This window comes from Wenzhouxiangella sp. XN79A (genome assembly GCF_012272825.1).
Classification (GTDB): domain Bacteria; phylum Pseudomonadota; class Gammaproteobacteria; order Xanthomonadales; family Wenzhouxiangellaceae.
Map to the genome: position 1 here is coordinate 1 of NZ_JAAWWS010000137.1, position 24,809 is coordinate 24,809.

Here is a 24,809-nt window from a genome sequence, read left to right on the forward strand (position 1 = left end):
CCCTTTTGGGTACTTTTGTGGCGTTTGACAAAAGTACCTCGCCAGAAAGCGGACGAAGTCCGCGTGGCGAAACGCTTGTAGCCCGGGGCAGCAACAACCCCAGGACGAGCAGAACACCAGAAGCAGAACACCCGCCCACCGAAGGGCCGTTCACCGAACCAAGCCGGAAACAACCATCCGGCTTCGCCTCGGGCTCTTACCCCTCTGTACCCGGCAAGCGCTTCCCACTCCACGGCACGAAGCGATTCTTCGCGCCACGACCGTCACCGGAGGGCAACCCCCACCCGGTACGCGCGCTTGTAAAAAACCTTCCTGATTACGCATGAATCTCGGCCACGGTCGGGTAGCGTCCCGCCATCGGAGCGTCGCGGCAGGCGATACAGGCGAGCCGTTGGATCATCCGATCGGATTCGAAGGACGGGTTTCCATCCCAAGCGAGATTCCAGCCCGACGCCGGACTGGCAGGAAGACCGCCTGTTGGAGGGCGCTTGCGCGCGAACGACTTCGGAGGCGGCCACCCTTCGCGCGCAAGCGCCCTCCAACAGTCGAACCCGGGCAAAAAAGCGCTTTCGAAGGGTCCTTGCTTGCTGTTCTCGAGTTTCCTGCACGCCTCCGGAGGGCTGTACTACCGGCCGAGAAACGTGCGTAATCATGAAGCCCTTTCGGGTACGTTTGTGGCGATTGACAAAAGCACATCGCCAGAATGCGGACGAAGTCCGCGTGGCGAAACGTTTGTAGCCCCGGGAAGCAACACCCCGAAGGCGAGCAAACCACCGAACGCAAGTCAGCCGCCCACCGAAGGGCCTTTCACTGAACGAAGCCACCCGCAAGGAAGCCGACCGACGCGGCATCCACAGCACCAACGCCGACGACCCACCTCGTCGCCACGCCGGTCAGGCGTTAGAATCCGCCCATGACCGACGTTTCGTCGACTTCCCACGCGCAATCGAACCGGCCGGGCTGGCTGGACCGGCTGTACCCGCTCTGGCTGTGGCTGGTGCTGTTGCCGGTCGTGGTGGTCTATACGATGATCGCTGCACCGCTTGCGATGGCGGTCTGCCTGTTCGGTGGCCAGCGCTTTGCCAATACGCAGATCGCCGCGCGCTGGGCGCGCCTGATCGCGCAGCTGACGCCGGTCGAACTCGACATCGAAGGCGCCGAGCACATCGAGCCGGGGCGATCGTACGTGGTGGTCGCCAATCACCAGAGCCAGTACGACATTCCGGTGATCTACGGATACTCGGGTCTGGACCTGCGCTGGGTCATGAAGGCCGAGGTCGGGCGGATTCCGTTCGTCGCCCAGGGCTGCCGGGCGATCGGCCACATCTTCATCGACCGCTCCAACCCCGACCAGGCCCGAGCGGCGATCAATGCCGCGGTTGCGAGGCTCGACGAGGGCACCGGCATCCTGTTCTTTCCGGAAGGCACGCGCAGCCGCACCGGTGAGCTGCTGCCGTTTCGAAAGGGCGCGTTCCGGGTCGCCGCGGATCGAGGCTGGGCCGTGTTGCCGATGACCGTCATCGGGACGCGCGACATTCTGCGGCCGGGCGGTCTTCGGATCCGGCCGGGCCGTGCGAAGCTGATCATCCATCCGCCGATCGAAGCGAAGCAGGAGGGCGACGGCCTGACGATCGATGAGGTGGTGCGCGACCTGCATCGGCGCTCCCGCGACGTCATCGCCTCGGCGCTGGAGCCGACCGATGCGGTTTGAGGTCCCGGACCCACGGTACAGCGCATCGCGCCGCGCGGCCGGCAACTTCGTGCTGGCCTTCAGGCTGGTGTTCGGTTTCCTGGTGGTGGTCTGGTCGGTGTTCCTGTTCGACCAGATGCTTCAGCTGGAGCTGATTCGATTCGGCCTTCGACCGCGCGAAAGTGCCGGGCTCATCGGCCTGGCGACCACGCCGCTGCTGCATTTCGATCTGTCCCACCTGATGTCGAACACGCTGCCGCTGCTGATCGGTGGCACGCTGATGCTCTACCTGTTTCCGAACGCTTCGCTGCGCGTGCTGCCGCTGCTGTTCGTCGGCACCAGCGCGTTGGCCTGGATCTTCGCCCGCGACCACGTCCATATCGGTGCGTCGGGCCTGATCTACGGCATCCTGGCGTTCGTGTTCGTTTCCGGCCTGTTGCGTCGGGATCTCCGCTCGGTCGGCGCGGCGCTGCTGGTCTGGTTCCTGTATGGCTCGATGCTCTGGGGCGTGCTGCCGTCCGCGCCGGCGACCAGCTGGGAGTTGCATGCCAGCGGGCTGGTGCTCGGCGTGCTGTGCGCTCTGGTCTTCCGCGCCTGGGACCGGCCGCCGATGAAGCGCTATGACTGGGAAGACGAGGACGACGAACTGGACGATGAAATCGACGCGCCGTGGCGGCAGTTCGGTAACGACAGGGTCCGTCCTTCGGACCGGGATCGTCTCGAATGACGCCGTGCCTGCACATTCTCGGCGCCGGTCGCACGGCGCGCACGCTGGCGCGACTGTGGCACGAGGCCGGCGTGCTGACGATCGGCGAAGTCTGCAACCGAAGCCCGGCCAGTGCGGCCGAGGCCGTGGACTGGATCGGGCAGGGCAGGCCGGTCGAGCGGTTCGAGCGCATCGCCCCGGAGGACTGGCTGCTGATCGGCGTTCCGGACAGCGCGATCGCCGAGGTGGCCGATGCGGGCCTTCCGTTCGCCGCGCTGGCCTTCCACCTTTCGGGTGCCGAGCCGGCCTCGCTGCTGGCCGGTCGCGCAGCGGCGGTTGCCGCGGTGCATCCGGTCTGTGCCTTTGCCGAGCCGGACCTGGCACGCCGCCAGTTTCCGGGTCGCTACGCCGTCGGTGAGGGGGATGCAGCGGCGCTGGATCGGCTGCTGCCGGCCTTCGAGGCGATCGGCGCCCGCACCCTGCGCTTCCGGCCGGACGACAAGCGGCTCTACCATGCGGCCATGATCGCGGCTTCGAATTTCCTGTGCACGCTCGACCAGCTGGCCGAGGACCTGGCCGTGGCCGGCGGGCTGGCGGCCGGCGACGCCCGCCGACTGATCGCCACGCTGCAGGCCGGAGCGCTGGATACGATCGCCGAGCGGGGCGGGGCCGGCGCCCTGACAGGCCCGATCGAGCGCGGTGACGCGGCCACCTGTGCGGCGATGATGGACCGGATCCGGGCGCGGGCCGGGGACGATGAAGCGTTCGGCCGACAGGTCCTGCCGCTGCTTGCCGTCCTGGCCGGTTCGACGGTGGATCTGGCCCGGCGCAGGCATCCCGATCGTGCGGAGTCGCTGGAGGCGTTGCGGGCGCTGTTCGAGGAGCGAGCGGCCTGATGGCGGCGTTCGAGTACGAGGCGCTCGATGAGCAGAAGAGCGTGCGCGGCGTGGTCCAGGCCGACTCCGCGCGCCAGGCCCGCAGCCAGCTGCGCGAGCGCGGGCTGGTGCCGCTGGAGGTGCGGCCGGTGCAGGCGGCCGGACGACGCGGCGGCGCTGCGCGGCTTGTGCGCGAACGCGCATTGCTGTTGCGTCAGATGGCCGGCCTGCTGCGTGCTGGCCTGCCGCTGGAAGACGTTCTTGCGCTGCTGGCCGAGCAGACCGATCGCCCGGCCGTTCATCGACCGCTGGCGGCCATGCGATCGCGGGTTCGCGAAGGCGCGGCGCTTTCGGAGGCCATGGCCGAGCAGCCGGCGCTGTTTCCGCCGCTGGTCTGGCGCTCGGTGGCCGCTGGCGAGCAGGCCGGCAGGCTCGAGACCGTGATCGCCCGGCTGGCCGATCATGCCGAGCGGCGCGCGGCGCTGTCGCGCGGCATCGTGATGGCGCTGGTCTATCCGCTGCTGCTGGGTGTACTGTCGCTGGCCGTGGTCTGGGGCCTGCTGGGCTTTGTCGTGCCGCGCGTGGTCGAAGTGTTCAGTCAGTCGAACCAGGCGCTGCCAGCGCTGACGCGCAGCCTGATCTGGATTTCCGATGCGCTGGCCGGCTGGGGCGGGTTGCTGCTGCTCGTGCTCCTCGGCCTGGCGGCCGGCGGCGCGCTGCTGCTGCGCCGACCGGGCCCGCGCCGGGCCTTCGATGGTGCGCTGCTCGGCCTGCCGCTGATCGGGCGGGTCGTGCGGGCCCATGCCAGCGCGCTGTTCGCCCGCACCCTGGCCATCCTCATGGCCAGCGGCGTCCCGGCTGTCGATGCGCTGGGCACGGCCGCCAGCGTCATGTCCAATCGGCGGGTGCGCGACGATCTCGAACAGGCCGGACAGCGCGTCCGGGAAGGCAGCTCGATCACTGCCTCGGTCGCCGAGATCGGCTGGATGCCGCCGCTGACCCGACGCCTGATCGCGGGTGGCGAACAGGCCGGTGACCTGGCCGGCATGCTCGACCACGCCGCCGAGCTCCAGGAAGCGGATCTCGAACAGACCGGCGCGGTCCTGCTGGCCGTGCTGCAGCCGGCGTTGATATTGCTGGTGGGCCTGGTCGTGCTCTACATCGTGCTGGCGATTCTGCTGCCGGTGATGAACCTCAGCCAGATGCTGGGCTAGGGCCATGGGTGCGAAAGGCAATGATGCAATGATCGTCTTCGAACACGTGGCCAAGCGCTACGCCGGCGGCGTCCAGGCGCTGGCCGACGTCAACTTCCGGCTCGAGCCCGGCGAGATGGCCTTCCTGACCGGCCATTCCGGCGCCGGCAAGAGCACGCTGCTGCGCCTGATCGCGCTGCTCGAGCGGCCCAGTCGCGGTCAGGTCCTGTTCGAGGGCCGCAATGTCGGCCGGCTGTCGCGTCGCCAGATCCCGATGCTGCGGCGGCGGGTCGGCGTGATCTTCCAGGACCACAAACTGCTGACCGACCGCACGGTGTTCGACAACGTCGCGCTGCCGCTGCACATCGCCGGGCTTTCGTTCGGCGAGATCAAGCGGCGGGTCGGGGCGGCACTCGACCAGGTCGGCCTGCGCGACAAGTCCGGCATGCCGGTGCCGGTGCTGTCCGGCGGCGAGCAGCAGCGGGTCGGCATCGCCCGCGCGATCGTCGCCAAGCCGCCGCTGCTGCTGGCCGATGAGCCGACCGGCAACCTCGACCCGGCGCTGTCGGAAGAGCTGATGCGGCTGTTCTGCACGCTCAACGAGCTCGGCACGACCGTCCTGATCGCCACCCACGACCTGTACCTGGTCCGCCAGCTCGGTCGCAGGACGCTGGTGCTCGACCACGGGCGGATGGTCGACGACACGGTGCCGGTGCCGCCGGGGTCGACCGGTCCGGAGGTGCTTCGATGAGTGCGGCGAAGGCAATCCGAGCGGGGTTTCGCGGCTGGTTGCGCCGGCATGCCTACAGCCTGTTGTCGTCGATCGGCGCGCTGGTCCGCTCGCCGGTCGCAAGCGGTATGACCATCGGCGTGCTGGCCATCGCGCTGAGCCTGCCGCTGGGCCTGTACACCGCGCTGGCGAACCTCAGCGCCATGAACACCGACCTGGAGCGGCTGGAATCGATTTCGGTGTTTCTCGACGCCGAGCTCGACGAAGACCGGGCACGGCGTCTGGCGTCGTCGCTGTCGACGTCGCCGGACGTGCTCACGGTCGACCCGATCAGCCCCGAGGCCGGCATGCGTGAACTGGCCGGGGCGACCGGCCTGGACGACCTGGAGCTCGGCGAGGTCCCGCTGCCCTGGGTGCTGGAGGTGACGCCGGCGCGCGAAGGCGATGTCGGCGGGCTGGCCGGTCGGCTGCGCGCGCTGGACGGCATCGACCAGGTCATCGTCGACCTCGGCTGGCTCCGGCGGCTGGAGGCGCTGCTCGGCGTGTTCGCCCGGCTGGTCGAGCTGGTCGCCGTCCTGTTCGGGCTGGCGGTGCTGTTCGTCATCGCCAATACCATCCGGGCCGAGATCCAGTCGCGGCACGAGGAGATCGAGGTGATGGCGCTGGTCGGCGCCACGCCGGCCTGGATCCGTCGGCCGTTCCTGTACGCCGGATTCTGGTTGGGGCTGTTCGGCGGGCTCGGCGCCTGGCTGCTGGTCCGGCTCGGGCTCTGGCTGCTGGCGGGGCCGGTTCGGGACCTGGGTGCCTCCTATGGCACGCCGGCCTCGCTGCAGGCACCGCCGGCGGAGTTGATCGCCGCGCTGATCATCGGCTCGGGCCTGCTCGGCATTGCCGGTGCCGCGGTGGCGGTCTCACGACAGCTTCATCGAATCAACCCATGATCGGGGCGCCCGGACGATCCGGGAATCGCGGTCCCCGGCATTGAACCGGGGAACTTCCGCCCCAAGGACCCGTCCAACGGGGCGTGAACCCGAGCGGACGAAATCGATCCCGGTTCTGTTCGATTGGCCGGAAAGGCCGGTTCTTGTTAGAATTGAAGGGTTGATCAAGGAGGTTTTGCATGTCGAAGGAACTCGTACCGAGCCATCTTCTCGCCCCGGCCGGAACCGGCTCGCTGGATGCCTATATCCAGGAGGTCAACAAGGTTCCCGTGCTGAGCCTGGAAGAAGAGCAGCGCCTGGCGCGCCGGTTCCGCGACGACGAGGACCTGGATGCCGCGCGCCTGCTGGTGATGTCGCACCTGCGCTTCGTCGTGCACGTCGCGCGCGGGTACTCGGGCTACGGCCTTCAGCTGGGCGATCTGATCCAGGAAGGCAACATCGGCCTGATGAAGGCCGTCAAGCGATTCGATCCCGAGCAGGGCGTGCGACTGGTCTCGTTCGCGGTCCACTGGATCCGCGCCGAGATCCATGAATTCGTGTTGCGCAACTGGCGCATCGTCAAGGTCGCCACGACCAAGGCGCAGCGCAAGCTGTTCTTCAATCTGCGCAAGAACAAGAAGCGCCTGGGCTGGTTGAACCAGGACGAAGTCAACCGCGTCGCCGCGGACCTGAACGTCAAGCCCGAAGTCGTGATGGAGATGGAATCGCGGCTGTCCGGCCAGGATGTCGGCTTCGACCTGACCAGCGACGACGACGATGATCGTCCGTACCTGGCCCCGGCCGGCTACCTGGAAAACCATGAAGCCTCGCCGGACATCGCCACCGAAACGGCCGACATGGAGGAGCACCAGCACAACCTGCTGTTCGCCGGCCTCGACGGCCTCGACGACCGCTCCAAGGACATCATCCAGTCGCGCTGGCTGCTCGACCCCAAGATGACCCTGCAGGAGCTGGCCGACAAGTACGGCGTCTCGGCCGAGCGGATCCGCCAGCTGGAAGCCGCAGCGATGAAGAAGTTGAAGGCTGCCTTCGACGCCTGATCGCTGCACCGACGCCACGACCCATGAAACGGCCTCCCGCGTGGAGGCCGTTTTCTTTCGTACCGGTTCGGCGCGACCCAGAGCCAGGCTCGGGGGCGGTCTCCCCAGGTCTCGGCTGCAGGACGAATCGATCTCGCCCGGCAACGATCCGTGATCGGCTTCACTCTATGAGCCGCTTGATTTGCGTATCATCACGTTCTGGAAATCCCGGGGTCCGACATCCGATGATCGCAGTGCTTTCCTTTCTGCTTGCGCTGTCCCTGCTCGGTGGCGGGTTGGTGGTCGGCGCTCAGCTTTTCCTCGCGGGTGCCGTGATCCAGGCCCTGCATCGTCACGAACCCGAACAGGCAATGTTCCTGATGCGCCAGATCAACGACCGTCTGGCCGGCCCGCAGTCGGTTGCGCTGTTCATCGGCACACTGCTGGCGGTCAGCGCGGTGGGCGTCATCGCGTTCCTTGCTCTGGAGTCGGTCGAGCGCTGGTGGTTGATGGCGGGGGCCGTGGTCTACCTGATCGGCCCGGTGGGCGTAACGATGACCCACCAGGCGCCGTTGAACGCGGGACTCAAGGCCGCCGACTGGTCGAACGCCGAGCGGGTCTGGCCGGCGTACCGTCGTCGAGCGCAGTTCTGGAGCGTGATTCGTGCGGCGCTCGGCATCGCGGCGCTGGGGGCGCTGGCCATCGGGGCGGTCGAATTCTGATGCTTGCGGGGTGCACTGCCACGGCTCGCTGATCGGTGCTCAGTCGAGCGGCCTCCATCCGCCGGGGTCCAGCCCATCGAGCGTCCAGTTCCCGATCCGCACTCGAATCAAGCGCAAGGTGGGATGCCCGACCGCCGCCGTCATCCGGCGCACCTGGCGGTTCCGTCCCTCGCGGATGGTCAGTTCCAGCCAGGCGTCGACGACGTTCTTCCGGTAGCGCACCGGCGGCTCCCGTGGCCAGAGTCCTTCCGGTTCCGGAACTCGGTGCACCTCGGCCGGCCGGGTACGGCCGTCCTTCAGTTCGATTCCTTTCCTCAGCCGTTCCAGCGCCTCGTCGGTCGGTTCGCGCTCGACGAGCACCCGATAGGTCTTGGGCTGCTTGAACTTCGGTGAGCTGATCCGGGCCTGCAGCGCGCCGTCGTCGGTCAGCAGCAGCAGGCCCTCGGAGTCCTTGTCCAGCCGGCCGGCCGGGTAGACGCCCGGCACGTCGATGTAGTCGGCCAGCGTCGGACCCTCGCCGCTGAACTGGCAGAGCACGCCGAAGGGTTTGTTGAAGGCGATCAGCACGACCGCCACGCACCCTGACGGGAGGTGCGCCCGGCAGGACATCGGTTGGCGCGGCGGCCGGACCGTCGCCGGTTCCTGACGGGTCTCGTTGGACCCCGGACGGCAGAGCCAGCACAGCCCGCTCGGCGAGCGGCCGATTCAGCGTCCGCGCTTCGCCGGCCATCCGCTGGGCATTGCCCGGCATCCCGCGCAGAACCGGTCCCGTTCATTCACCGACCCGGTCCTGGGTCCGGCGTTCGAAATCGCTGGGTTCGTGGCGCTCGTGCAGCTGCATGGACGGCTCGCCGAACGTGCGGTTGACCATCCGGCCGCGGCTGACGGCGGGGCGAGCGTCGATGGTCGTCGCCCAGCGCATGACGTGGACGTATTCCTCGACCTGCAGGAACTCGGCCGCCTCGTACAGCCGGCCCAGTACCAGCTGGCCGTACCAGGGCCAGATCGCCATGTCGGCGATCGAGTAGCCGCCGCCGGCCATCCACTCGTGCTCGGCGAGGTGACGATCGAGCACGTCGAGCTGGCGCTTGGCCTCCATCGCGAAGCGGTCGATGCAGTACTTGATCTTCACCGGCGCGTAGGCGTAGAAGTGGCCGAAGCCGCCGCCCAGGTAGGGCGCTGAGCCCATCTGCCAGAACAGCCAGTTCATGCATTCGGTGCGGCCATGCTGGTCGGTCGGCAGGAAGGCACCGAATTTCTCGGCCAGGTACAGCAGGATGCTGCCGGACTCGAACACCCGGATATGCGGCTCGACGGAGCGGTCGAGCAGGGCGGGGATCTTCGAGTTCGGGTTGATCTCGACGAAGCCGGAGCCGAACTGGTCGCCTTCGCCGATCCGGATCAGCCAGGCGTCGTACTCGGCGTCGCGGTGGCCCAGCGCCAGCAGCTCCTCGAACAGCACCGTGACCTTGACGCCGTTCGGCGTGGCCAGCGAGTAGAGCTGGTGCGGATGCGCCCCGACCGGCAGGGCCTGGTCGTGCGTGGCGCCGGCGGTCGGTCGGTTGATGTTGGCGAATCGACCGCCGTTGCCCGGCTCCCAGCGCCAGATCTTCGGTGGGGTGTACTCGGTATCGGTCATGTCGGACATTCCAGCGTGAATTCTTGAAGTGTACGCATCGGACCGGGTTGGCCGGGGCTTGCTTGCGCAGCGATTGCTTCCGATGGCCGCGAGCGATCGCGGGATCCCCGGCCGAAGTCGGCCGCCGGGTCGACCGGCGATTCCCTGGAATCGCGCCTGGCCGGACGGGCAGCGACCTGATCAAGGCTTCAGGTCAGGCCCGACGGACAGCTCCCGGCTTGTCTGGCGCATTGCCCGGTACAACGCCAGATTCCACTCCGCGCCCGACAGCCCGGTGTGGTCCAGCGGGTCGTCGGTTTCCGGTTCGAGCCCGAAGCGCTCGGCGACCCGGTCGTTGACCAACGCCGTGGCGCCGAGACCGAAGGCCATCGACGGCAGGTCCAGCACGAACCAGGTGTAGAGATCGCGGACCGTGCTGCCGTGCTCGGTCAGCAGCGCGTCGAGGAATGCCCGGTCGAACGGCGCGTTGTAGGCGGTCAGGATGAAGCGACGAGGATCGGCGTGCTGTCGATGGAAGTCCAGGATCCGTTCTACGGCCTGAGCAGGGAGCAGCGCATCGAGCTCGGCCCAGCGCTGTTCGGAATAGCCGTTGATCGAGCGCGCGACGTCGCCGGCCCGCTCCGGATGGCGCGGATGGATGCGCAGGAACAGCCGGTCGAGTTCCTCGCCGTCCAGCGTGGTGTAGATCATGCCGATGTCGATCATCTCGTGATAGCCGGGCTCCAGCCCGGTGGTTTCGACATCGATGATCGCAAGGCCCCAGTCGCCGGGCTCGTTGTCGGGCCACGGGCTCTGGGCGGCGCCCGATACCGGGACGAGCAGCAACAGCGCGAGCAGGTGGAAAACGGTGGCAGGCATGATCGAACTCGCTGGTCGGGAAGGGCGTCAGGGTACGACGTTGGCGCCCGGATCGGCATCGACGGACCGTTCGCGCAGCGCGGCGGGCGCCGGTGCGTAGTCGAGGTCGTCCGGCGGCGGTGCGGTTCCGCGCTGGCGACCGCAGGCCCAGGCCAGCGTCACCGTCATCGCCTTCCACGGGTGGGTCAGTTCGGCGAAGCTGGGTGCGGGAGCGCGCGTGCAGACCGCCTGGCCGTTGGCCAGCACGTAGTAGCCGCGTCGTTCGCCGATCTGCGAGCCCCAGGTCTCCGAGCGCGGCCGGACCGGGCCGACGTAGGGATTCATCCAGCCGCCGCCGATCGGCAGCCCGCGAATCGGCTCGCCGCGCCGGGCCCAGGGCACGGCCGTCGGCGGCTCCGCGCTGCCGGGTGGTCCGGGTCGAGCCTCCGGGTCCTCGATCGGCAGGCCGTCCGCGAGTTGCATTCGAAGTCGATCGAGATCGATCGCGGGGCTGCGGTCCTGCGGCGTCGCTTGTACCGCGGGTTCGGCCGCCGCACTGCGATCGCGAGCCGGCTGCAGCGTCGATTCGATGGGCAGCTCACGCGGCGGCACGCCGGAGGATTCGGCCGGCGGCGCGGGCACCGTGGGCTGAATCGGCCTGGCCGGATCGGCGTCGGATGCCGGACGCGGCGTCGCGACCAGCGCAACGCGGACGATGTCCGACGTTGGCGTACGCAGCGGGGGCGGGGGCTCGACGAGCAGGACCAGAAGCATTGCCGCAGCGGCATGCAGCCCGAGCGACAGCGCGGCGGCGCGAACCGCGACGGCGCGAGCGGGCATGGCAGCGGTTCGGATGGGCGCGAGGCGGGCCGATGCCGCCCTCTCGGGCGAGTCCGGGCCGAAGATGGGGGTTGATGTGCCTGGCATGCCGGCCGGTCGACAAACGACAGACTGGTACACTACGCGTCTTGCTGTTTTCCATTGGTTAAGAGGACGCATCGCATGCCCTATCAGCACGTCAAGCTGCCGGAATCCGGCTCCCGAATCACCGTCGAGAACAACCAGCTCAAGGTGCCCCACGATCCGGTCCTCGGCTACATCGAGGGCGATGGCATCGGCGTCGACATCACGCCGGCCTGCCTGCGCGTCTGGGACGCCGCGGTGGAGAAGGCCTACGGCGGCGCACGCAAGGTCCACTGGGCCGAGCTGTATCTCGGCGAGAAGGCCGCCGGCATATACGACGGTGACTACTTCCCCGACGAGACCCTGGAGGCGATCAAGGATCTCAACGTCGCGATCAAGGGTCCGCTGACCACGCCGGTCGGCGAGGGCTTCCGCTCGCTGAACGTGTCGCTGCGCCAGACGCTGGACCTGTATGCCTGCGTCCGCCCGGTCAAGTACTACTCGGGCGTGCCCTCGCCGCTGCGCAAGCCGGAGGACTTCGACGTGGTGATCTTCCGCGAGAACACGGAAGACGTGTACTCCGGCATCGAGTTCGAGTCCGGCACGCCGGAAAACGAGAAGCTGGCGAAGTTCCTGCGCGAGGAAATGGGCGCGGACTTCTTCGAGGACGCCGGTCTCGGGGTCAAGCCGATCTCGGCGTTCGGCACCAAGCGCCTGGTGCGCAAGGCCATCCAGTTCGCGATCGACAACAACCGCGAGTCGGTCACGCTGGTCCACAAGGGCAACATCATGAAGTTCACCGAAGGCGCCTTCCGCAAGTGGGGCTACGAGGTGGCGGCCGAGGAGTTCGGCGACGTGACGATCACCGAGGACGAGCTCTGGGAAAAGCACGACGGCAAGCGTCCCGAAGGCAGGATCGTCATCAAGGACCGGATCGCCGACATCATGTTCCAGCTGCTCCAGCTGCGCCCGGCCGAGTTCGACGTGCTGGCGACCATGAACCTCAACGGCGACTACCTGTCCGACGCGGCCGCGGCCTCGGTCGGCGGGATCGGCATCGCACCGGGCGCCAACATGGCCGACAACGTGGCCGTGTTCGAAGCCACCCACGGCACCGCGCCGAAGTACGCCGGCCAGGACAAGGTCAACCCGTCCTCGCTGCTGTTCTCCGGCGTCATGATGTTCGACTACATCGGCTGGCCGGAAGTCGGGCGGCTCATCGAGAATGCCTTCGAAAAGGTCGTGGTCGGCGGCACCGTCACCTACGACTTCGCGCGCCAGCGCGACGACGCCACCGAGGTCTCGACCTCGGGCTTCGCCGATGCGCTGATCGAGGCGATCCAGCAGTCCTGATGGGCTGGAACGACGTCCGTGCCGCGCTGGCCGAAACCGACCCGCGGGCCAAGTGCCGGCGGGTCGATCGCCTTTGGGCGGATGTCGACTCCGGGGCCTTCGTGCCCCGGGATCCCGGTGGGGTGGACGTACCCGACGTCGGCCGACCCGAGCGGCCGGCGCGAGTCCATCCGTCGGCCCTGCCGCGACGCGGCCTCGGCAGCGTCGAAGGCCGCGTGGCATTGCTCCATGCGGTCGCCCACATCGAGTTCAATGCGATCAATCTCGGCCTGGATGCATCGCTGCGTTTTCCGGGCATGCCCGATGAGTTCTACCGCGACTGGCTCAGCGTCGCGGCCGACGAAGCCCGTCACTTCCGGCTGCTTGCCGAGCGGCTCGACCGGCTCGGCGCCGCCTACGGCGACCTGCCGGCCCATAACGGGCTGTGGGACATGGCCGAGAAGACGGCCGACGATGTGCTGGTGCGCATGGCGCTGGTGCCGCGGGTGCTGGAGGCGCGCGGTCTCGACGTCACGCCGGGCATGATCGACAAACTGCGCGCGGTCGGCGATCTCGACAGCGTGGCCTGCCTGGAGGTCATCCTCGAGGAAGAAGTCCGCCACGTCGCGATCGGCAGCCGCTGGTTCCGCTTCTGCTGCGAAGGTCGGGACCTGGATCCCGAACCGACCTTCCGCGGACTGCTGCGGGACCATTTCGGCGGGGCGCTGCGCGGTCCGTTCAATCACTCGGCGCGCCGAGAGGCCGGATTCAGCGCGCCGGAGCTCGAAGCGCTGGAGGCCATGGCGTGAACTGGAAGCACTGGATTCCGCTGCTCGGGCTGTCGCTGGCCGGCTGCGGCGGCGCGTCGAAAGCACCGCTGGAGCTGGTCGACGCGGTCGACCTGGCGCGCTACCAGGGCACCTGGTACGAGATTGCCAAGCTGCCGAACCGGTTCCAGGACCAGTGCGTGGCCGGAACCCGGGCCGAATACACGCTGCTCGACGACGGCCGGGTCGAGGTCATCAACCGCTGTCGACTGGCCAGCGGCGCAACCGAGGAAGTCCGCGGCAGGGCCCGCCGGCCCGATCCGGATCGTCCGGCCGCGCTGGAAGTCCGATTCGCACCCGCCTGGCTGAGCTGGCTCCCGATGGTCTGGGGCGATTACCAGGTCATGGCGCTGGATCGTGGCTACCGGTGGGCGCTGGTCGGCGAGCCCTCGCGGAAGTTCCTGTGGATTCTTTCGCGTACACGCGGGCTGCCTCGCGCCCGGATCGACGAGCTTCTGGCCGAAGCCCGGCGTCAGGGGTTTCCGGTCGACCGGATCGATTTCACGCCACAGGACGACGAATGATGTTCGATACCCTTGTGATCGGCGCCGGCTGGGCCGGACTGACCGCCGCTGCGCGCTTGACCGAGGCCGGGCAACGGGTGCAGGTGGTCGAGAAGTCGCGCGGGCCCGGCGGGCGCAGCGCGACCCGCCGTGACGACAAGAACCGGTTCGATCACGGCGCCCAGTACTTCACGGCGCGCTCGGCCGCGTTCGGCCGGCAGATCCAGCAGTGGCGCGATGACGGCTGGATCGAGAAATGGACGCCGAGGCTTGCCGTGCTGGGTGGGGACGGTGGTCATCGCGATACCGAGAACGTCCAGCGTTTCGTGGCCGTGCCCGGCATGAACGGGGTCTGCCGAAGGCTGGCCGAAGGTCTGGAGTGCCGCTTCCGCTCGCGGGTCGAGCGGCTGGAGTTCGAGGCCCACTGGACTGCCATGCTGGAGGACGGCGAAGTGATCGAGGCGCGCCGCGTACTGGTCACCGCGCCGCCGGCCCAGGCCGCGGCCCTGCTGGGTCCGACCCATCCCTTGCATGGCGAGCTGGCCGGGACCGTGTTTCATCCCTGTATCACGCTGATGGCGGCGTTCGAACGAGCGCTCGAGCCGCGCTTCGACGCGGCCTTCGTCAACGACGACCCGACCCTCGACTGGATCGCACGCAACTCCAGCAAGCCGGGGCGCAGCGGCGAATGCTGGGTGGCGCACGCGACCGCCGAATGGTCCCGGGCGCATCTCGAAGAAGACGTCGAGTCGCTGGCCGCCGCGCTGGCGCCGGCGCTCTGCGCGCGGCTGGAGGTGCCGGAAGCGAGCCTGAAATCCGTGGCTGCGCACCGCTGGCGCTATGCGCAGGCGGCCGCGCCACGTCAGGACGGCGTGCTGGTCCATGCCGAGCAGCGACTGGTCGTGGCCGGCGACTGGCTGGCGGGAAGCCGCGTCGAGGGCGCCTGGTCCAGCGGCCGGAAGGCAGCGGACTGGTTGGCCGGAACGGGTTGATCGAACGCCCGGACCGAGCTCGGACGAGGGCGCTGCGACATCGGTGCGTCATCGAACAGCAGGTACACTGGAGCCATGGCAGAAACCTCCCAATCCGCGCACGTGCTCGATGGCCGCGCCGTTGCCGATCGACTGATCGAGAACGTCGCCCAGGCCGTACGCCAATCGGTGGATCGCGGCCGCCGACCGCCCGGTCTTGCCGTGGTGCTGGTCGGTGACGATCCGGCTTCGGACGTATACGTCGGCAACAAGGTCAAGGCCTGCGCCCGGGCCGGGCTGGTTTCGCGCGATTTCCGGTTGCCGCACGGCACCGACCAGAACAGCCTGCTGGCGCTGATCGACGATCTCAACGCCGATGACGAAATCGACGGCATCCTGGTCCAGCTGCCGCTGCCGGCCCACATGGACGAACTGGAAGTGACCCGCCGCATCGACGCCGCGAAGGACGTCGATGGATTCCACCCCTTCAATGTCGGCCGGCTGGCGCTGCGCGATCCCGGTGTGCGGCCGTGTACGCCGCGTGGGGTCATGACGCTGCTCAACCATTACCACCTGTCGCCGAAGGGGCACCATGCCGTGATGGTCGGCGCGAGCAACATCGTCGGCCGGCCGCTGGCACTCGAACTGCTGCTGGCCGGGGCGACGACCAGCGTGGCGCATCGGTTCACCAACAATCTCGAAGCGCTGGTCCGCCAGGCCGACTACCTGTTCGTTGCCGTCGGCAAGCCCGGCATCGTCGACGCCGAATGGATCCGCGAAGGCACCGTGGTCGTGGATATCGGCATTCATCGCGGCGATGACGGCAGACTCCGCGGCGACCTCGACTTCGATGCCGCAGCGCAGCGCGCCGGCTGGATCACCCCCGTGCCCGGCGGCGTCGGTCCGATGACGGTGGCCAGCCTGATGCAGAACACCGCCGAGGCAGCCGGCCTCGTGGTGCGCGCGCCATGAGCCGGGCCCGACGCTGGTCTGGACCACTGGCTGCACTGGTCGTCGCCGCACCGATGCTCTCGGGCTGCGGTGCGTTGATCGACCGGGCGACCAGCAACTTCGCGGCCGATCTCGAACAGGCCGTGGTCAACTATGACGAGCCGATGATCGTCGAACGCGGTCTGCCGACCTTTCTGCTGATCCTCGAAGCGCGTTTGCAGGCCAACCCCGGCAACGCCCGGACCCGCCTGACCACGGCCGAGCTGACCGGCACCTACGCCGGCCTGTTCGCCGAACAACCCCAACGCCAGCGCCGGTTGGCCACCCGCGCGCTCGACCATGCCCGCCGCGGAGCCTGCGATGCGGTCGCTGCGTTGTGCCGCATCGACGACGGTGATTTCGAGGCCTTCGAGGCGCGGCTCCAGGAACTCCCGACCGCGGCCGTGGACGAAGCCTACGTACTGGGCACGGTCTGGGCCGCCTGGATCGCGGCGTCCAGTGACGACTTCCGCGCGCTGGCCGACCTGCCGCGGGTCGAGGCGCTGCTCGAATGGGTCGCCGAGCGGGACCCGAACCACGACGACGGCGCGGTCTGGCTGTATCTTGCCGTGCTGAATTCACAGCGCCCGCCGGCCGCCGGGGGGCGTCCGGACCTGGCCCGCGAGCAGTTCGAGCGCGCACGGAGGATTTCGCAGGGCCGGAACCTGCTGATTCCGGTTCTGATGGCCGACGAGTACGCTCGCCTGATGTTCGATCGGGACCTGTTCGTCGAGCTGCTGGAAGGCGTGCGCGATGCCGATCCGCAGCAGGACGGCTACGTGCTGGCCAATCGCATCGCCCAGCAGCGGGCCCGTGATCTACTTGACCAGACGTCGAGGATTTTCGACTGATCCAATGAAATCTATTACTTTTCTTCTACTTCTTCTGCTGCTGATGCCGGCAGTGAATGCCCAGCAGCTCAAGATCGCCGCGCTGGCTCCCGACGGTTCGAGCTGGATGGAATCCTTGAACGCCGCCGGCGACCGGATCGAGGAGGCCAGCGACGGCGAGGTCCGCATCCGCTTCTATCCCGGCGGCGTGATGGGCGATGCCGATACGGTGCTGCGCCGGATCCGCCTGGGCCAGCTGCATGGCGGTGTGTTCACCGTCGGCGAACTGGCCGGTGTGGCGCCGGAGTCGAACCTGTATTCGCTGCCGTTCCAGTTCCGCAACGCCGAAGAACTGGCCGCGCTGCGCGACGAATTCGACCCGCTGATCCTCGACGCACTGTACGAGGGCGGCATGATGGCGCCGGCGATCTCCAACGGCGGCTTCGCCTACCTGTTCTCGCGCCAGCCGTTCACCGCGCCGGCGGATGTTTCCGCCGACCTGCGCGTCTGGATTCCGGAAGGCGACCCGCTTTCGCGCCGGACGCTGGAGCGCATCGGTGCCAGCGCGGTACCGATGAGCATGGCCGAGGTCTACACCGGCCTGCAGACCGGCACCATCGACACCTTCGGCAGTACCGTCTCGGGGGCCATCATCCTGCAGTGGCACACCCGCGCGAAGTACATGCTCGACCTGCCGGTGCTGGCGACCGCCGGTACGCTGGCGATCGACCGGAAGGCCTTCGAGAAACTGGACCCTGCGCACCAGGCGATCGTGCGCCAGCACTTCGGCGACGCGTTGCGGGCCCAGGAAGCCGCGGTCGTCGACGAGAACATCCAGGCTCGGGCGGCGCTGGTCGAGGAGGGCATCGAAATCCTGCAGCCGGCGCCCGACGGGGTCGAGGAATGGACGGCGCGGGCCAATGCCGTGCTCAATGAAATGCTCGAAGCCGGCGAGTTCGAGGTCCCCGGCCTGGATCGGCTGCGCGAGCGACTCGACGAACTGCGCGGCGCAGACGCGTCCGCCACGCCGTGAGCGAAGGCGCTCCGGAGGGGGCGAACGGGCACGTTCCGGCCACCGCCTTCGGTCGCTGGATCCGCCATCTGGAGGTCGGCCTGCTCGGCGTGCTCTTCGTTGCCCTGGTCCTGCTCGGCCTGACCCAGATCGGCCTTCGCAACCTGGCCGACAGCGCGCTGCCGTGGGCCGACCCGGCGATGCGCGCCGGCGTGCTCTGGCTGGCGATGCTGTCGGCCGCGCTGGCCGCCGACGAGGCCCGGCATATCCGCATCGACCTGCTCGGGCGTTTTCTCCCGGACGCGGCGCGTGCGATCGTCGACCGGATCATGTTCGCGATCACCTCCCTGTTCTGCATCGGCATGGTCTACCTGTCGCTTCAGACCGTCCAGCTGGAACGCGAGTTCGGTGACCTGGCCTTTCTCGATGTTCCGCGCTGGCTGGTGCTGGCGATCATTCCGGTCGGGTTTGCACTGATGGGCTGGCGCTTCATGCGCCGCGCCGTGCTCGGCAGTCCACCCGCAGCGCCGGCGGCCGCCGAGGTGCCTTCGGCATGATGATGGTCGTGCTGCTGGTGCTGGCCCTGTTCGGACTGCCGCTGTTCGCGGTGATCGGGCTGGCGGCGATCATCGGCTTCCACGACGCCGGCGGCAATCCGGTGCTGGCCGCGCTGGAGTTCCAGCGCATCGGCGAGTTGCCGGTACTGGTCGCGCTGCCGCTGTTCACCTTCGCCGGCGTGCTGCTGGCGCGATCCGGCACGCCGGCGCGCATGGTCGACCTGACCCGCGCGCTGTTCGGCTGGCTGCCGGGCGGCCTGGCGATCCTGGGCCTGGGACTGTTCGCGCTGATGACGGCGTTCACCGGCGCGTCGGGCATCACCGTGGTCGCGCTGGGTTCACTGATGCTGCCGGCGCTGCTCAAGGCCGGCTATCCGCAGCGCTTCTCGATGGGTCTGGTGACCGCTGGTTCCAGCATGGGTGTCCTGTTCGCGCCGTCGCTGCCGCTGATTCTCTATGCAGTGGTCGCCCAGCAGGTCGCGCCGGGGCAGGGCATCCGCATCGAGGACCTGTTCCTGGCCGGCATCCTGCCCGGTCTGCTGATGCTTTCGCTGATGGCCGGCTGGGCCATGTGGGTGGGTCGGGGGCTGGAACCCGAGACCGAGCCGCGGCCGCCGATCGGCCCCAGCCTGCGCGCCGTGGCCTGGGAGCTGCCGTTGCCGTTCGTCGTCCTCGGCGGCATCTACGGCGGCTGGCTGCTGGTCGTCGAAGCGGCCGTCGTTACCGCGGCCTGGGTGCTGGTCACCGTGGTCCTGGTCCGCCGCGAGGTCGGCCTCGCCGATCTCGGCCGGGTCATCGCCGAGGCGATGATGCTGATCGGTGCGATTCTCGTCGTGCTGGGCTTCTCGATGGCCTCGACCAACATCATGATCGATACGCAGGTCCCGCAGCGCCTGTTCGAGGCCGTCGAGCCGTGGCTGTCCAGCCCGTGGATGTTTCTTGTCGCGCTGAACGTGTTGCTGCTGATCGTCGGCATGATGCTGGACATCTTCGCCGCGCTGGTCATCATGGCGCCGCTGATCCTGCCGATCGCGCTGGCCTTCGGCGTGGACCCGGTTCACCTGGGCATCATCTTCCTGGCCAACCTGCAGATCGGCTACTGCACCCCGCCGGTCGGCATCAACCTGTTCCTCGCCTCGCACCGCTTCAACACCGATATCCTGACCGTCTACCGCGCCACGCTGCCGTTCCTCGGCTGGTTACTGGTCTCGCTTGTCATCATCACCTGGTGGCCGGCGCTGAGCCTGTGGCTGCCGGGGCGGATGGACTGAGCCGACCTCGCACCCGGCGTCGGCCCGGAGTCGTTTGCAGAACGGTCGGTCGGGAATCCGCTAGGATGGACGGCGAGGTGGTTTGTCCGAGGTGGCCGAATTCATGAGTGAGCACACCATCCGAACCGTTCTGCGCATCGTGGCCCTGGTCACGGTCTTGATCGGCGCGATTCTGACCACGGTTTCGGTCTTCGCCGTGGTCGGGCTCGAAGCCAGCGTCGGTGGCGTGGCCGATACCGGTGTCGCGGCCATGGCGCAGGCCGTGGTCTGGGGACGCGCGAGCATCGTCCTGTGGGGTCTGCTGTTGTATGCGGCGAGCGGGGTGCTGGCGCGCTGGATCGCGAACTGATCCAGCGGACACGAAAACGCCCCGCGGTGCGAGGCGTTTCAGGTTCCGGTCCGATTCAATTCGATGCGGTCAGCCGTCTCGATCCCGCTCGAGGATCGCCGAGACGCCCATGCCGCCGGCCGTGCAGACCGAGATCAGGCCGCGGCCGGAGCCCTTCTGTTCCAGCAGCTTGGCCAGCGTGCCGACGATCCGGGCGCCGGTGGCGGCAAATGGATGGCCGACGGCGACCGAGGAGCCCTTGACGTTCATCTTCGATCGGTCGATCGATCCCAGCGCGGCATCGAGGCCGAGGCGATCGCGGCAGTAGTCGTCCGATTCCCAGGCCTTCAGCGTGCACAGGACCTGGGCGGCGAAGGCTTCGTGGATCTCGTAGAAATCGAAGTCCTGCAGCGTCAGCCCGGCCTTCTGCAGCATTTCCGCAACGGCCACGGTCGGGGCCATCAGCAGGCCCTCGTCGTGGACGAAGTCCACCGCGGCGGTCCGACCCTGGGTCAGCCAGCATGTGACCGGCAGGTCGTGCTTCTTTGCGTACTCCTCGGAGGTCAGCAGCACGGCGGCCGCGCCGTCGGTCAGCGTCGTCGAGTTGCCGGCAGTCAGCGTGCCGGCGCCGGAGCGGTCGAAGGCCGGCTTGAGCTTGGCCAGGGCTTCCATGGTGCTGTCGGCGCGGATGTTGTTGTCCCGCAGCACGCCGGCGTGCGCGACGACCAGGTCGTCGAAGAATCCTTCGTCCCAGGCCTGTGCCGCCTTGTGATGGCTTTCCAGCGTCAGTTCGTCCTGCTCGCGTCGCCCGATCTGCCATTCCTTGGCCATGCGCTCGCAGTGCTGGCCCATCGACAGTCCGGTCCGCGGCTCGCCGTTGGCCGGTGCCTGTGGCGCCAGTTCGGCCGGAGAAAAGCCCTTGAACACGGCCAGCTTGTCCTTGAAGGTCTTCGCCCGGCCCAGTTTGACCAGGCGCTGGGCGAACTTCCGCGAGAACACGATGGGCGGATCGGAGGTGGTGTCGGTCCCGCCGACGATGGCGCAGTCGATCTGGCCGGTGGCGATCTCGGCGCCGGCCATCAGCGCCGCCTGCAGGCTGGTGCCGCAGGCCTGCTGCATGGTGATGCCCGGGGTCAGCGGCGAAAGGTCGGTCGACAGCACGGCTTCGCGCGCCAGGTTCCAGTCCCTGGAATGCGTGGTCACTGCGCCGGCGATGACCGTGTCGATCTTCTCGCCGGCCAGGCCGAAGCGATCGACCACGCCCTGGATGGCGTGGGTCAGCATGTCCAGGTTGGTTTCGTCGGCGTAGAGCGTGTTCGAACGGCAGAACGGAATCCGGCTGCCGCCGATGACGGCGATGCGTCGAAGGGATCCGTCAGTCATGGAAACGATCCTCGTGGAATGGGGTCAGGTTCGAGTCGAAATGCACGGACGATCAGTCGGCCCGGTCGGCCGACGGGTCGCCGTTCGATTTCGCTTCGGATGATTTCTTGTCGGTCGATGTCCGGCCGGTCGATGCCTTGTCTGCCGCTGTCTTCCTGGCGGCTTTCTTCTTCTTCTTTGCCGTCTTCTTCCTGCTGGCCGATTTCTTCTTGATCGCCTTCTTCTTCGGCGCATCGCCGTCCTGTTTGCCGCCGGACTTCGCGCGGGCCGCGTCGAGCAGCGAGTCGTCGGCCGAGGCTTCGGCATCGGTGTTTTCGATGTAATGGACGGGACCGCCGCGGAACGGCGCGAAGCCGGTGCCGAAGATCATGCCGGCGTCGAGCAGGTCCTTGTCCTCGACCACGTCGTCGCGCAGGCAGGCGAGACATTCGTCGAGGTAGGGCTGGATCAGGTCCTTCGCGATCCGGTCGAGGTCATGGCCCTTGTGCGCATCATCGTCGCGCACCGGCTTGCCCTTGTCCCACTTGTAGAATCCTTCGCCGGTCTTCTTGCCCTTCTTGCCCGACTCGACCATCGACTCCAGCACCTTGCGGTCTTCGCCGGCGGCATCGCCGAGCAGGGTGTCGATCACGCCGAGTCCGACGTCCAGGCCGACCGTGTCGACCAGCTCGACCGGACCCATCGGCATGCCGAACCGGACCGCGGCCTTGTCCAGCGCTTCCTTGGGAATGCCGTCGCGGTGCATGGTCATGGCCTTGTACATGTACGGCACCAGCACCCGGTTGACCAGGAAGCCCGGCGTCGAGGTGGCCGGCAGCGCGTATTTTCCGATCTGGGTGGCGAAGCTGCAGCCGTCATCGACCCGGTCCGGATGGGTGTCGGTGTCGTGGACGACTTCGACCAGCGGCATCCTGGCCACCGGGTTGAAGAAATGCAGACCGATCAGCCGGCCGGGGTCGTCGAACACGTCGGACAGCTCGCCGAGCGGAATGGCCGAGGTGTTGGTCGCGACCAGCGTATGCGGCTGGAGGTCGGCCTTGAGGTTCTCGAACAGCTGGCGCTTGGCGTCGCGGTTTTCGAAGATGGCTTCGATCACCACGTCGGCGCGCCTGACGCCTTCGCCTTCGATGTCGGCGCGCAGTCGTGCCTTCGCCGCAGCGACGGCGGCGGGCTTCCTGAGCTTCTTCCGGAACAGCGACGCAGCGCGTTTCAGGGCCGGCTCGATGTACTTCATCTCGCGGTCCTGCAGCGTGACGTCCAGTCCGCGCAGGGCGCACCAGGCCGCGATATCGCCGCCCATGACGCCGGCCCCGATCACGTGGACGCGGCGGGCCTTGAAGTCGGAGCGCTTGCCCTGGGCCTTGAGCTGCTCCATCAGCCGGAACACCCGGCGCAGGTTGGTCGAGGTGTCGCCGACCAGCAGCTCGGGAATGTTCTCGGCCTCGGCGCGGATCATCGCGCTCTGCGAGTTGCCGTGCGCCTCGAACTCGTCGATCAGCCGATAGGGCGCCGGGTAATGCTCGGGCCGGGCCTTGCGGTGCGTCTGCTTGCGCATCTGGCCGGCCAGCAGCTTGCGGCCGGGGCCGGTCAGCGAGAGCTTGTTGACGATCCCGGAAAGCTTGTGCTTGCGCTTCTTCAGCACCGCGCGGCGGGCCGCCCAGCGCAGCGAGCCGTGCACGCTGACGGTCTGGTCGACCAGGCCGATGCCGCGCGCGGCGCGGGCGCGCAGCATCCGGCCGGTCAGCATGATCTCCATGCCCTTCATGCCGCCGATGGCCGCCAGCGAGCGGCCGGAGCCGCCGTAGCCGGGGTAGATCCCGAGGTTGACTTCGGGAAACCCGATCCGGGTCCGGTCGTGGTCCAGCGCGATCCGCCAGTCGAAGCACAGCGACAGTTCCAGACCGCCGCCGAGGCAGAAGCCTTCGAAGGCCACGACCTTCGGAAACCGCAGCTTCTCGATCCGGTCGAACAGCGCGTGGACCTCGCGGACGCCTTCCTGCAGCACCGAGACGTCACGGGTCTGGTCGAACTCGCGGACGTCGGCGCCGACGATGAAGGTGCCGGGCTTGCCGGAGGTCAGGACCAGTCCGGTGGGTGCGTGCTTTTCGAGGTGATCGACGATCTGGCCGAGTTCGGTCAGGACCTCGCGGCTCAGGCTGTTGACCTTCTCGCCTTCGCGGTCGATGTAGAGCCAGAGGATGCCTTCGAGATCGGTCTCGAGGCGCCAGTGCTTGAACGGGCCGGGCAGGGGCGTTTGGGCCGCTTCGGTGACCATCGGGTCGAGCTCCATGCGTGGGCGTATGGTGCGAAGTGTATCAAGACCGCCGGCCTCGACCGGCGACGATTTCGCGAACGACTGCGGTCTGCCGCGCTCAGGGCAGGGCGTAGCCGGCCGCGCGCAGCCAGCACGAGATGCGGATCAGCGGCATCCCGATCAGCGCGGAGGGGTCGTCGCTGGCCATTCGGTCGACGAGCGCGATGCCGAGCGATTCCGAGCGCATCGCGCCGGCGCAGTCCAGCGGCCGGTCGGCCTCGACGTAGCGTCGGATTTCTTCGTCCAGGAGCGGGCGAATATCGATCGCGGTATCGATCACGGCATGCTCGTCGATGCCCGGCCCGAGCAGCGCGATGCCCGAATGCCAGGTCACCCGCCGACCGCGCATCGTGCGCAGTTGCTCGATGGCCCGCTCCACGCTGCCGGGCTTGCCGAGGATCCGGCCGTCGTCCAGCCCGGCCACCTGGTCGGCGCCGAGCACGCAGGCATCGGGATGGCGCTCGAACACCACCCGGGCCTTCTCCCGCGCCAGCCGCAAGGCCAGCGCGGCCGGCGCCTCGCCGGGCCGGGGGCGTTCGTCGATGTCGGCCGGATCGATCGTGAATTCGAGTCCGAGGCGGCGCAGCATGCCGGCACGGTAGGTCGAGCCGGAGGCCAGTACCAGCGGTGCGGAGCGGTCGTTCATCAGGGACGTCCATGGGTGTTCGGAAGTGCTTCGAAATGATATACTGGTGGGCTATGTCGCGTGACTTTCCGGATTGGATCGATCCGCACCGGGCCGCACAGGGAGAGCGTGAGTTCTCCGGCCGCGTACCGGTGACCTGGCTCAAGCGGGTCGAGGACCTGCTGGATTCGCCGAGCGCCGATGAAACCATCGGGTTCCGGCTGCGGGTCTGGAACGATCCGCAGGGCCACGTGCGCTTGGACCTGGCGCTGGATGGCGCGGTGCCGCTGACCTGTCAGCGCACGCTGGATCGCTTCCTGCATCCGATCGCATCGCAGAGCGATCTGACGCTGGTCGAATCGGAGGCCGAGCTTTCGACGCTGCCCGAGGACGCCGAGCCGAAGGTCTGCAGCGAAGGCCGTCTGCAGCTCGTCGACCTGATCGAGGACGAAGTGCTGCTGCAACTGCCGGTGGTGCCGGTCAAGCCCGACAGCGAGCCGGTGGTGCAGGCGGGCGATCCGCCGTTCGAGCCGGAAGAACCGTCCAGCCCGTTCGCGGCGCTGGAACAATTGAAGAAGCGCTGAGCCGGTCCGATCGACCCTCGGCCACGA

General features: G+C 68.1%; 26 protein-coding genes. 19 read left to right on the top strand and 7 right to left on the bottom strand.

Annotated elements, in window-relative coordinates; genetic code table 11:
• Window positions 1-913: 913 nt before the first annotated feature.
• The 8 genes from HFP89_RS04640 (at window position 914) to HFP89_RS04675 (ending at window position 7,876) form a co-directional block, all read left to right on the top strand.
• Window positions 914-1,711 carry a lysophospholipid acyltransferase family protein gene (locus HFP89_RS04640; RefSeq protein ID WP_168716479.1) on the top strand — a complete coding sequence of 266 codons (798 nt, stop codon included), beginning with the start codon at window positions 914-916 and terminating at the stop codon, window positions 1,709-1,711.
• Entirely contained in the window at window positions 1,701-2,417 is a 717-nt protein-coding gene (locus HFP89_RS04645; protein ID WP_168716480.1) for a rhomboid family intramembrane serine protease, read from the top strand. Before HFP89_RS04640 ends, HFP89_RS04645 begins: the two co-directional genes overlap by 11 nt.
• Window positions 2,414-3,292 (top strand): Rossmann-like and DUF2520 domain-containing protein, encoded by an 879-nt coding sequence (locus HFP89_RS04650; protein ID WP_168716481.1) that lies wholly within the window; start codon window positions 2,414-2,416, stop codon window positions 3,290-3,292. The genes HFP89_RS04645 and HFP89_RS04650 overlap by 4 nt, the downstream gene beginning before the upstream one ends.
• Window positions 3,292-4,485, top strand: a complete 1,194-nt coding sequence (locus HFP89_RS04655) for a type II secretion system F family protein (RefSeq protein ID WP_168716482.1) — start codon at window positions 3,292-3,294, stop codon at window positions 4,483-4,485. The genes HFP89_RS04650 and HFP89_RS04655 overlap by 1 nt, the downstream gene beginning before the upstream one ends.
• Before the next feature lie 28 nt (window positions 4,486-4,513).
• On the top strand, window positions 4,514-5,215 hold the full coding sequence (gene ftsE, locus HFP89_RS04660) for a cell division ATP-binding protein FtsE (protein ID WP_168716483.1): 702 nt from the start codon (window positions 4,514-4,516) through the stop codon (window positions 5,213-5,215).
• Window positions 5,212-6,135 (top strand): permease-like cell division protein FtsX, encoded by a 924-nt coding sequence (ftsX, locus tag HFP89_RS04665; protein ID WP_168716484.1) that lies wholly within the window; start codon window positions 5,212-5,214, stop codon window positions 6,133-6,135. Before ftsE ends, ftsX begins: the two co-directional genes overlap by 4 nt.
• A 179-nt stretch (window positions 6,136-6,314) precedes the next feature.
• Complete coding sequence (gene rpoH / locus HFP89_RS04670) at window positions 6,315-7,175, top strand: RNA polymerase sigma factor RpoH (RefSeq protein ID WP_168716485.1); 861 nt, start codon at window positions 6,315-6,317, stop codon at window positions 7,173-7,175.
• Window positions 7,176-7,399: 224 nt separating this feature from the next.
• On the top strand, window positions 7,400-7,876 hold the full coding sequence (locus tag HFP89_RS04675) for an anthrone oxygenase family protein (protein WP_168716486.1): 477 nt from the start codon (window positions 7,400-7,402) through the stop codon (window positions 7,874-7,876).
• Between the two features lie 39 nt (window positions 7,877-7,915).
• Here HFP89_RS04675 and HFP89_RS04680 read toward each other — a convergent pair whose 3' ends face one another.
• From HFP89_RS04680 to HFP89_RS04695, 4 genes are all read right to left on the bottom strand, one after another.
• Entirely contained in the window at window positions 7,916-8,443 is a 528-nt protein-coding gene (locus HFP89_RS04680) for a pseudouridine synthase (RefSeq protein WP_346775190.1), read from the bottom strand.
• A 205-nt stretch (window positions 8,444-8,648) separates the two neighbouring features.
• Complete coding sequence (yghU, locus tag HFP89_RS04685; RefSeq protein WP_206212228.1) at window positions 8,649-9,515, bottom strand: glutathione-dependent disulfide-bond oxidoreductase; 867 nt, start codon at window positions 9,513-9,515, stop codon at window positions 8,649-8,651.
• 180 nt (window positions 9,516-9,695) lie between these two features.
• Window positions 9,696-10,373 (bottom strand): 3'-5' exonuclease, encoded by a 678-nt coding sequence (locus HFP89_RS04690; RefSeq protein WP_168716489.1) that lies wholly within the window; start codon window positions 10,371-10,373, stop codon window positions 9,696-9,698.
• Between the two features lie 27 nt (window positions 10,374-10,400).
• The gene (locus HFP89_RS04695) at window positions 10,401-11,192 is read right to left on the bottom strand and encodes a hypothetical protein (protein WP_168716490.1); all 792 of its coding nucleotides are present in this window, start codon (window positions 11,190-11,192) and stop codon (window positions 10,401-10,403) included.
• Between the two features lie 162 nt (window positions 11,193-11,354).
• Between HFP89_RS04695 and icd the strand changes: the two genes are divergently transcribed.
• The 10 genes from icd (at window position 11,355) to HFP89_RS04745 (ending at window position 19,897) form a co-directional block, all read left to right on the top strand.
• Window positions 11,355-12,608 carry an isocitrate dehydrogenase (NADP(+)) gene (gene icd / locus HFP89_RS04700; RefSeq protein ID WP_168716491.1) on the top strand — a complete coding sequence of 418 codons (1,254 nt, stop codon included), beginning with the start codon at window positions 11,355-11,357 and terminating at the stop codon, window positions 12,606-12,608.
• Window positions 12,608-13,396 carry a ferritin-like domain-containing protein gene (locus HFP89_RS04705; protein ID WP_168716492.1) on the top strand — a complete coding sequence of 263 codons (789 nt, stop codon included), beginning with the start codon at window positions 12,608-12,610 and terminating at the stop codon, window positions 13,394-13,396. The genes icd and HFP89_RS04705 overlap by 1 nt, the downstream gene beginning before the upstream one ends.
• Window positions 13,393-13,938, top strand: a complete 546-nt coding sequence (locus HFP89_RS04710) for a lipocalin family protein (protein WP_168716493.1) — start codon at window positions 13,393-13,395, stop codon at window positions 13,936-13,938. The genes HFP89_RS04705 and HFP89_RS04710 overlap by 4 nt, the downstream gene beginning before the upstream one ends.
• Window positions 13,938-14,909: an FAD-dependent oxidoreductase gene (locus HFP89_RS04715; protein ID WP_168716494.1), complete on the top strand. Its 972-nt coding sequence runs from the start codon at window positions 13,938-13,940 to the stop codon at window positions 14,907-14,909. The genes HFP89_RS04710 and HFP89_RS04715 overlap by 1 nt, the downstream gene beginning before the upstream one ends.
• Before the next feature lie 75 nt (window positions 14,910-14,984).
• Complete coding sequence (gene folD / locus HFP89_RS04720; RefSeq protein ID WP_168716495.1) at window positions 14,985-15,860, top strand: bifunctional methylenetetrahydrofolate dehydrogenase/methenyltetrahydrofolate cyclohydrolase FolD; 876 nt, start codon at window positions 14,985-14,987, stop codon at window positions 15,858-15,860.
• The gene (locus HFP89_RS04725) at window positions 15,857-16,729 is read left to right on the top strand and encodes a TRAP transporter TatT component family protein (RefSeq protein ID WP_168716496.1); all 873 of its coding nucleotides are present in this window, start codon (window positions 15,857-15,859) and stop codon (window positions 16,727-16,729) included. Before folD ends, HFP89_RS04725 begins: the two co-directional genes overlap by 4 nt.
• A 4-nt stretch (window positions 16,730-16,733) precedes the next feature.
• Complete coding sequence (gene dctP / locus HFP89_RS04730; protein WP_168716497.1) at window positions 16,734-17,741, top strand: TRAP transporter substrate-binding protein DctP; 1,008 nt, start codon at window positions 16,734-16,736, stop codon at window positions 17,739-17,741.
• On the top strand, window positions 17,738-18,277 hold the full coding sequence (locus HFP89_RS04735) for a TRAP transporter small permease subunit (protein WP_168716498.1): 540 nt from the start codon (window positions 17,738-17,740) through the stop codon (window positions 18,275-18,277). Before dctP ends, HFP89_RS04735 begins: the two co-directional genes overlap by 4 nt.
• Window positions 18,274-19,548: a TRAP transporter large permease subunit gene (locus tag HFP89_RS04740; protein ID WP_206212229.1), complete on the top strand. Its 1,275-nt coding sequence runs from the start codon at window positions 18,274-18,276 to the stop codon at window positions 19,546-19,548. The genes HFP89_RS04735 and HFP89_RS04740 overlap by 4 nt, the downstream gene beginning before the upstream one ends.
• Before the next feature lie 103 nt (window positions 19,549-19,651).
• Complete coding sequence (locus tag HFP89_RS04745) at window positions 19,652-19,897, top strand: hypothetical protein (protein WP_168716499.1); 246 nt, start codon at window positions 19,652-19,654, stop codon at window positions 19,895-19,897.
• A gap of 69 nt (window positions 19,898-19,966) precedes the next feature.
• Here HFP89_RS04745 and HFP89_RS04750 read toward each other — a convergent pair whose 3' ends face one another.
• The 3 genes from HFP89_RS04750 to HFP89_RS04760 all read right to left on the bottom strand — a co-directional run bounded on the left by HFP89_RS04750 (window position 19,967) and on the right by HFP89_RS04760 (window position 24,219).
• Window positions 19,967-21,259 (bottom strand): acetyl-CoA C-acetyltransferase, encoded by a 1,293-nt coding sequence (locus HFP89_RS04750; protein WP_168716500.1) that lies wholly within the window; start codon window positions 21,257-21,259, stop codon window positions 19,967-19,969.
• A gap of 52 nt (window positions 21,260-21,311) precedes the next feature.
• Window positions 21,312-23,534 carry a 3-hydroxyacyl-CoA dehydrogenase NAD-binding domain-containing protein gene (locus HFP89_RS04755; RefSeq protein ID WP_168716501.1) on the bottom strand — a complete coding sequence of 741 codons (2,223 nt, stop codon included), beginning with the start codon at window positions 23,532-23,534 and terminating at the stop codon, window positions 21,312-21,314.
• Between the two features lie 97 nt (window positions 23,535-23,631).
• The gene (locus HFP89_RS04760) at window positions 23,632-24,219 is read right to left on the bottom strand and encodes a Maf family nucleotide pyrophosphatase (RefSeq protein WP_168716502.1); all 588 of its coding nucleotides are present in this window, start codon (window positions 24,217-24,219) and stop codon (window positions 23,632-23,634) included.
• Window positions 24,220-24,350: 131 nt separating this feature from the next.
• Here HFP89_RS04760 and HFP89_RS04765 point away from each other — a divergent pair, with 131 nt between their 5' ends.
• Window positions 24,351-24,782 (top strand): YceD family protein, encoded by a 432-nt coding sequence (locus HFP89_RS04765; protein WP_168716503.1) that lies wholly within the window; start codon window positions 24,351-24,353, stop codon window positions 24,780-24,782.
• The last annotated feature ends 27 nt before the right edge of the window (window positions 24,783-24,809 follow it).

What these genes read in the sequence shown, in the direction of transcription:
- HFP89_RS04725 (WP_168716496.1), top strand. Translation starts at nt 15,857, where the DNA reads ATGAGCCGGGCCCGACGCTGGTCTGGACCACTGGCTGCACTGGTCGTC.
- HFP89_RS04695 (WP_168716490.1), bottom strand. Translation starts at nt 11,192, where the DNA reads ATGCCCGCTCGCGCCGTCGCGGTTCGCGCCGCCGCGCTGTCGCTCGGG.
- dctP (WP_168716497.1), top strand. Translation starts at nt 16,734, where the DNA reads ATGAAATCTATTACTTTTCTTCTACTTCTTCTGCTGCTGATGCCGGCA.
- HFP89_RS04690 (WP_168716489.1), bottom strand. Translation starts at nt 10,373, where the DNA reads ATGCCTGCCACCGTTTTCCACCTGCTCGCGCTGTTGCTGCTCGTCCCG.
- HFP89_RS04705 (WP_168716492.1), top strand. Translation starts at nt 12,608, where the DNA reads ATGGGCTGGAACGACGTCCGTGCCGCGCTGGCCGAAACCGACCCGCGG.
- ftsX (WP_168716484.1), top strand. Translation starts at nt 5,212, where the DNA reads ATGAGTGCGGCGAAGGCAATCCGAGCGGGGTTTCGCGGCTGGTTGCGC.
- folD (WP_168716495.1), top strand. Translation starts at nt 14,985, where the DNA reads ATGGCAGAAACCTCCCAATCCGCGCACGTGCTCGATGGCCGCGCCGTT.
- icd (WP_168716491.1), top strand. Translation starts at nt 11,355, where the DNA reads ATGCCCTATCAGCACGTCAAGCTGCCGGAATCCGGCTCCCGAATCACC.
- rpoH (WP_168716485.1), top strand. Translation starts at nt 6,315, where the DNA reads ATGTCGAAGGAACTCGTACCGAGCCATCTTCTCGCCCCGGCCGGAACC.
- HFP89_RS04675 (WP_168716486.1), top strand. Translation starts at nt 7,400, where the DNA reads ATGATCGCAGTGCTTTCCTTTCTGCTTGCGCTGTCCCTGCTCGGTGGC.
- HFP89_RS04655 (WP_168716482.1), top strand. Translation starts at nt 3,292, where the DNA reads ATGGCGGCGTTCGAGTACGAGGCGCTCGATGAGCAGAAGAGCGTGCGC.
- HFP89_RS04715 (WP_168716494.1), top strand. Translation starts at nt 13,938, where the DNA reads ATGTTCGATACCCTTGTGATCGGCGCCGGCTGGGCCGGACTGACCGCC.
- HFP89_RS04640 (WP_168716479.1), top strand. Translation starts at nt 914, where the DNA reads ATGACCGACGTTTCGTCGACTTCCCACGCGCAATCGAACCGGCCGGGC.
- HFP89_RS04760 (WP_168716502.1), bottom strand. Translation starts at nt 24,219, where the DNA reads ATGAACGACCGCTCCGCACCGCTGGTACTGGCCTCCGGCTCGACCTAC.
- ftsE (WP_168716483.1), top strand. Translation starts at nt 4,514, where the DNA reads ATGATCGTCTTCGAACACGTGGCCAAGCGCTACGCCGGCGGCGTCCAG.
- HFP89_RS04740 (WP_206212229.1), top strand. Translation starts at nt 18,274, where the DNA reads ATGATGATGGTCGTGCTGCTGGTGCTGGCCCTGTTCGGACTGCCGCTG.
- HFP89_RS04650 (WP_168716481.1), top strand. Translation starts at nt 2,414, where the DNA reads ATGACGCCGTGCCTGCACATTCTCGGCGCCGGTCGCACGGCGCGCACG.
- HFP89_RS04745 (WP_168716499.1), top strand. Translation starts at nt 19,652, where the DNA reads ATGAGTGAGCACACCATCCGAACCGTTCTGCGCATCGTGGCCCTGGTC.
- HFP89_RS04645 (WP_168716480.1), top strand. Translation starts at nt 1,701, where the DNA reads ATGCGGTTTGAGGTCCCGGACCCACGGTACAGCGCATCGCGCCGCGCG.
- HFP89_RS04750 (WP_168716500.1), bottom strand. Translation starts at nt 21,259, where the DNA reads ATGACTGACGGATCCCTTCGACGCATCGCCGTCATCGGCGGCAGCCGG.
- yghU (WP_206212228.1), bottom strand. Translation starts at nt 9,515, where the DNA reads ATGACCGATACCGAGTACACCCCACCGAAGATCTGGCGCTGGGAGCCG.
- HFP89_RS04755 (WP_168716501.1), bottom strand. Translation starts at nt 23,534, where the DNA reads ATGGTCACCGAAGCGGCCCAAACGCCCCTGCCCGGCCCGTTCAAGCAC.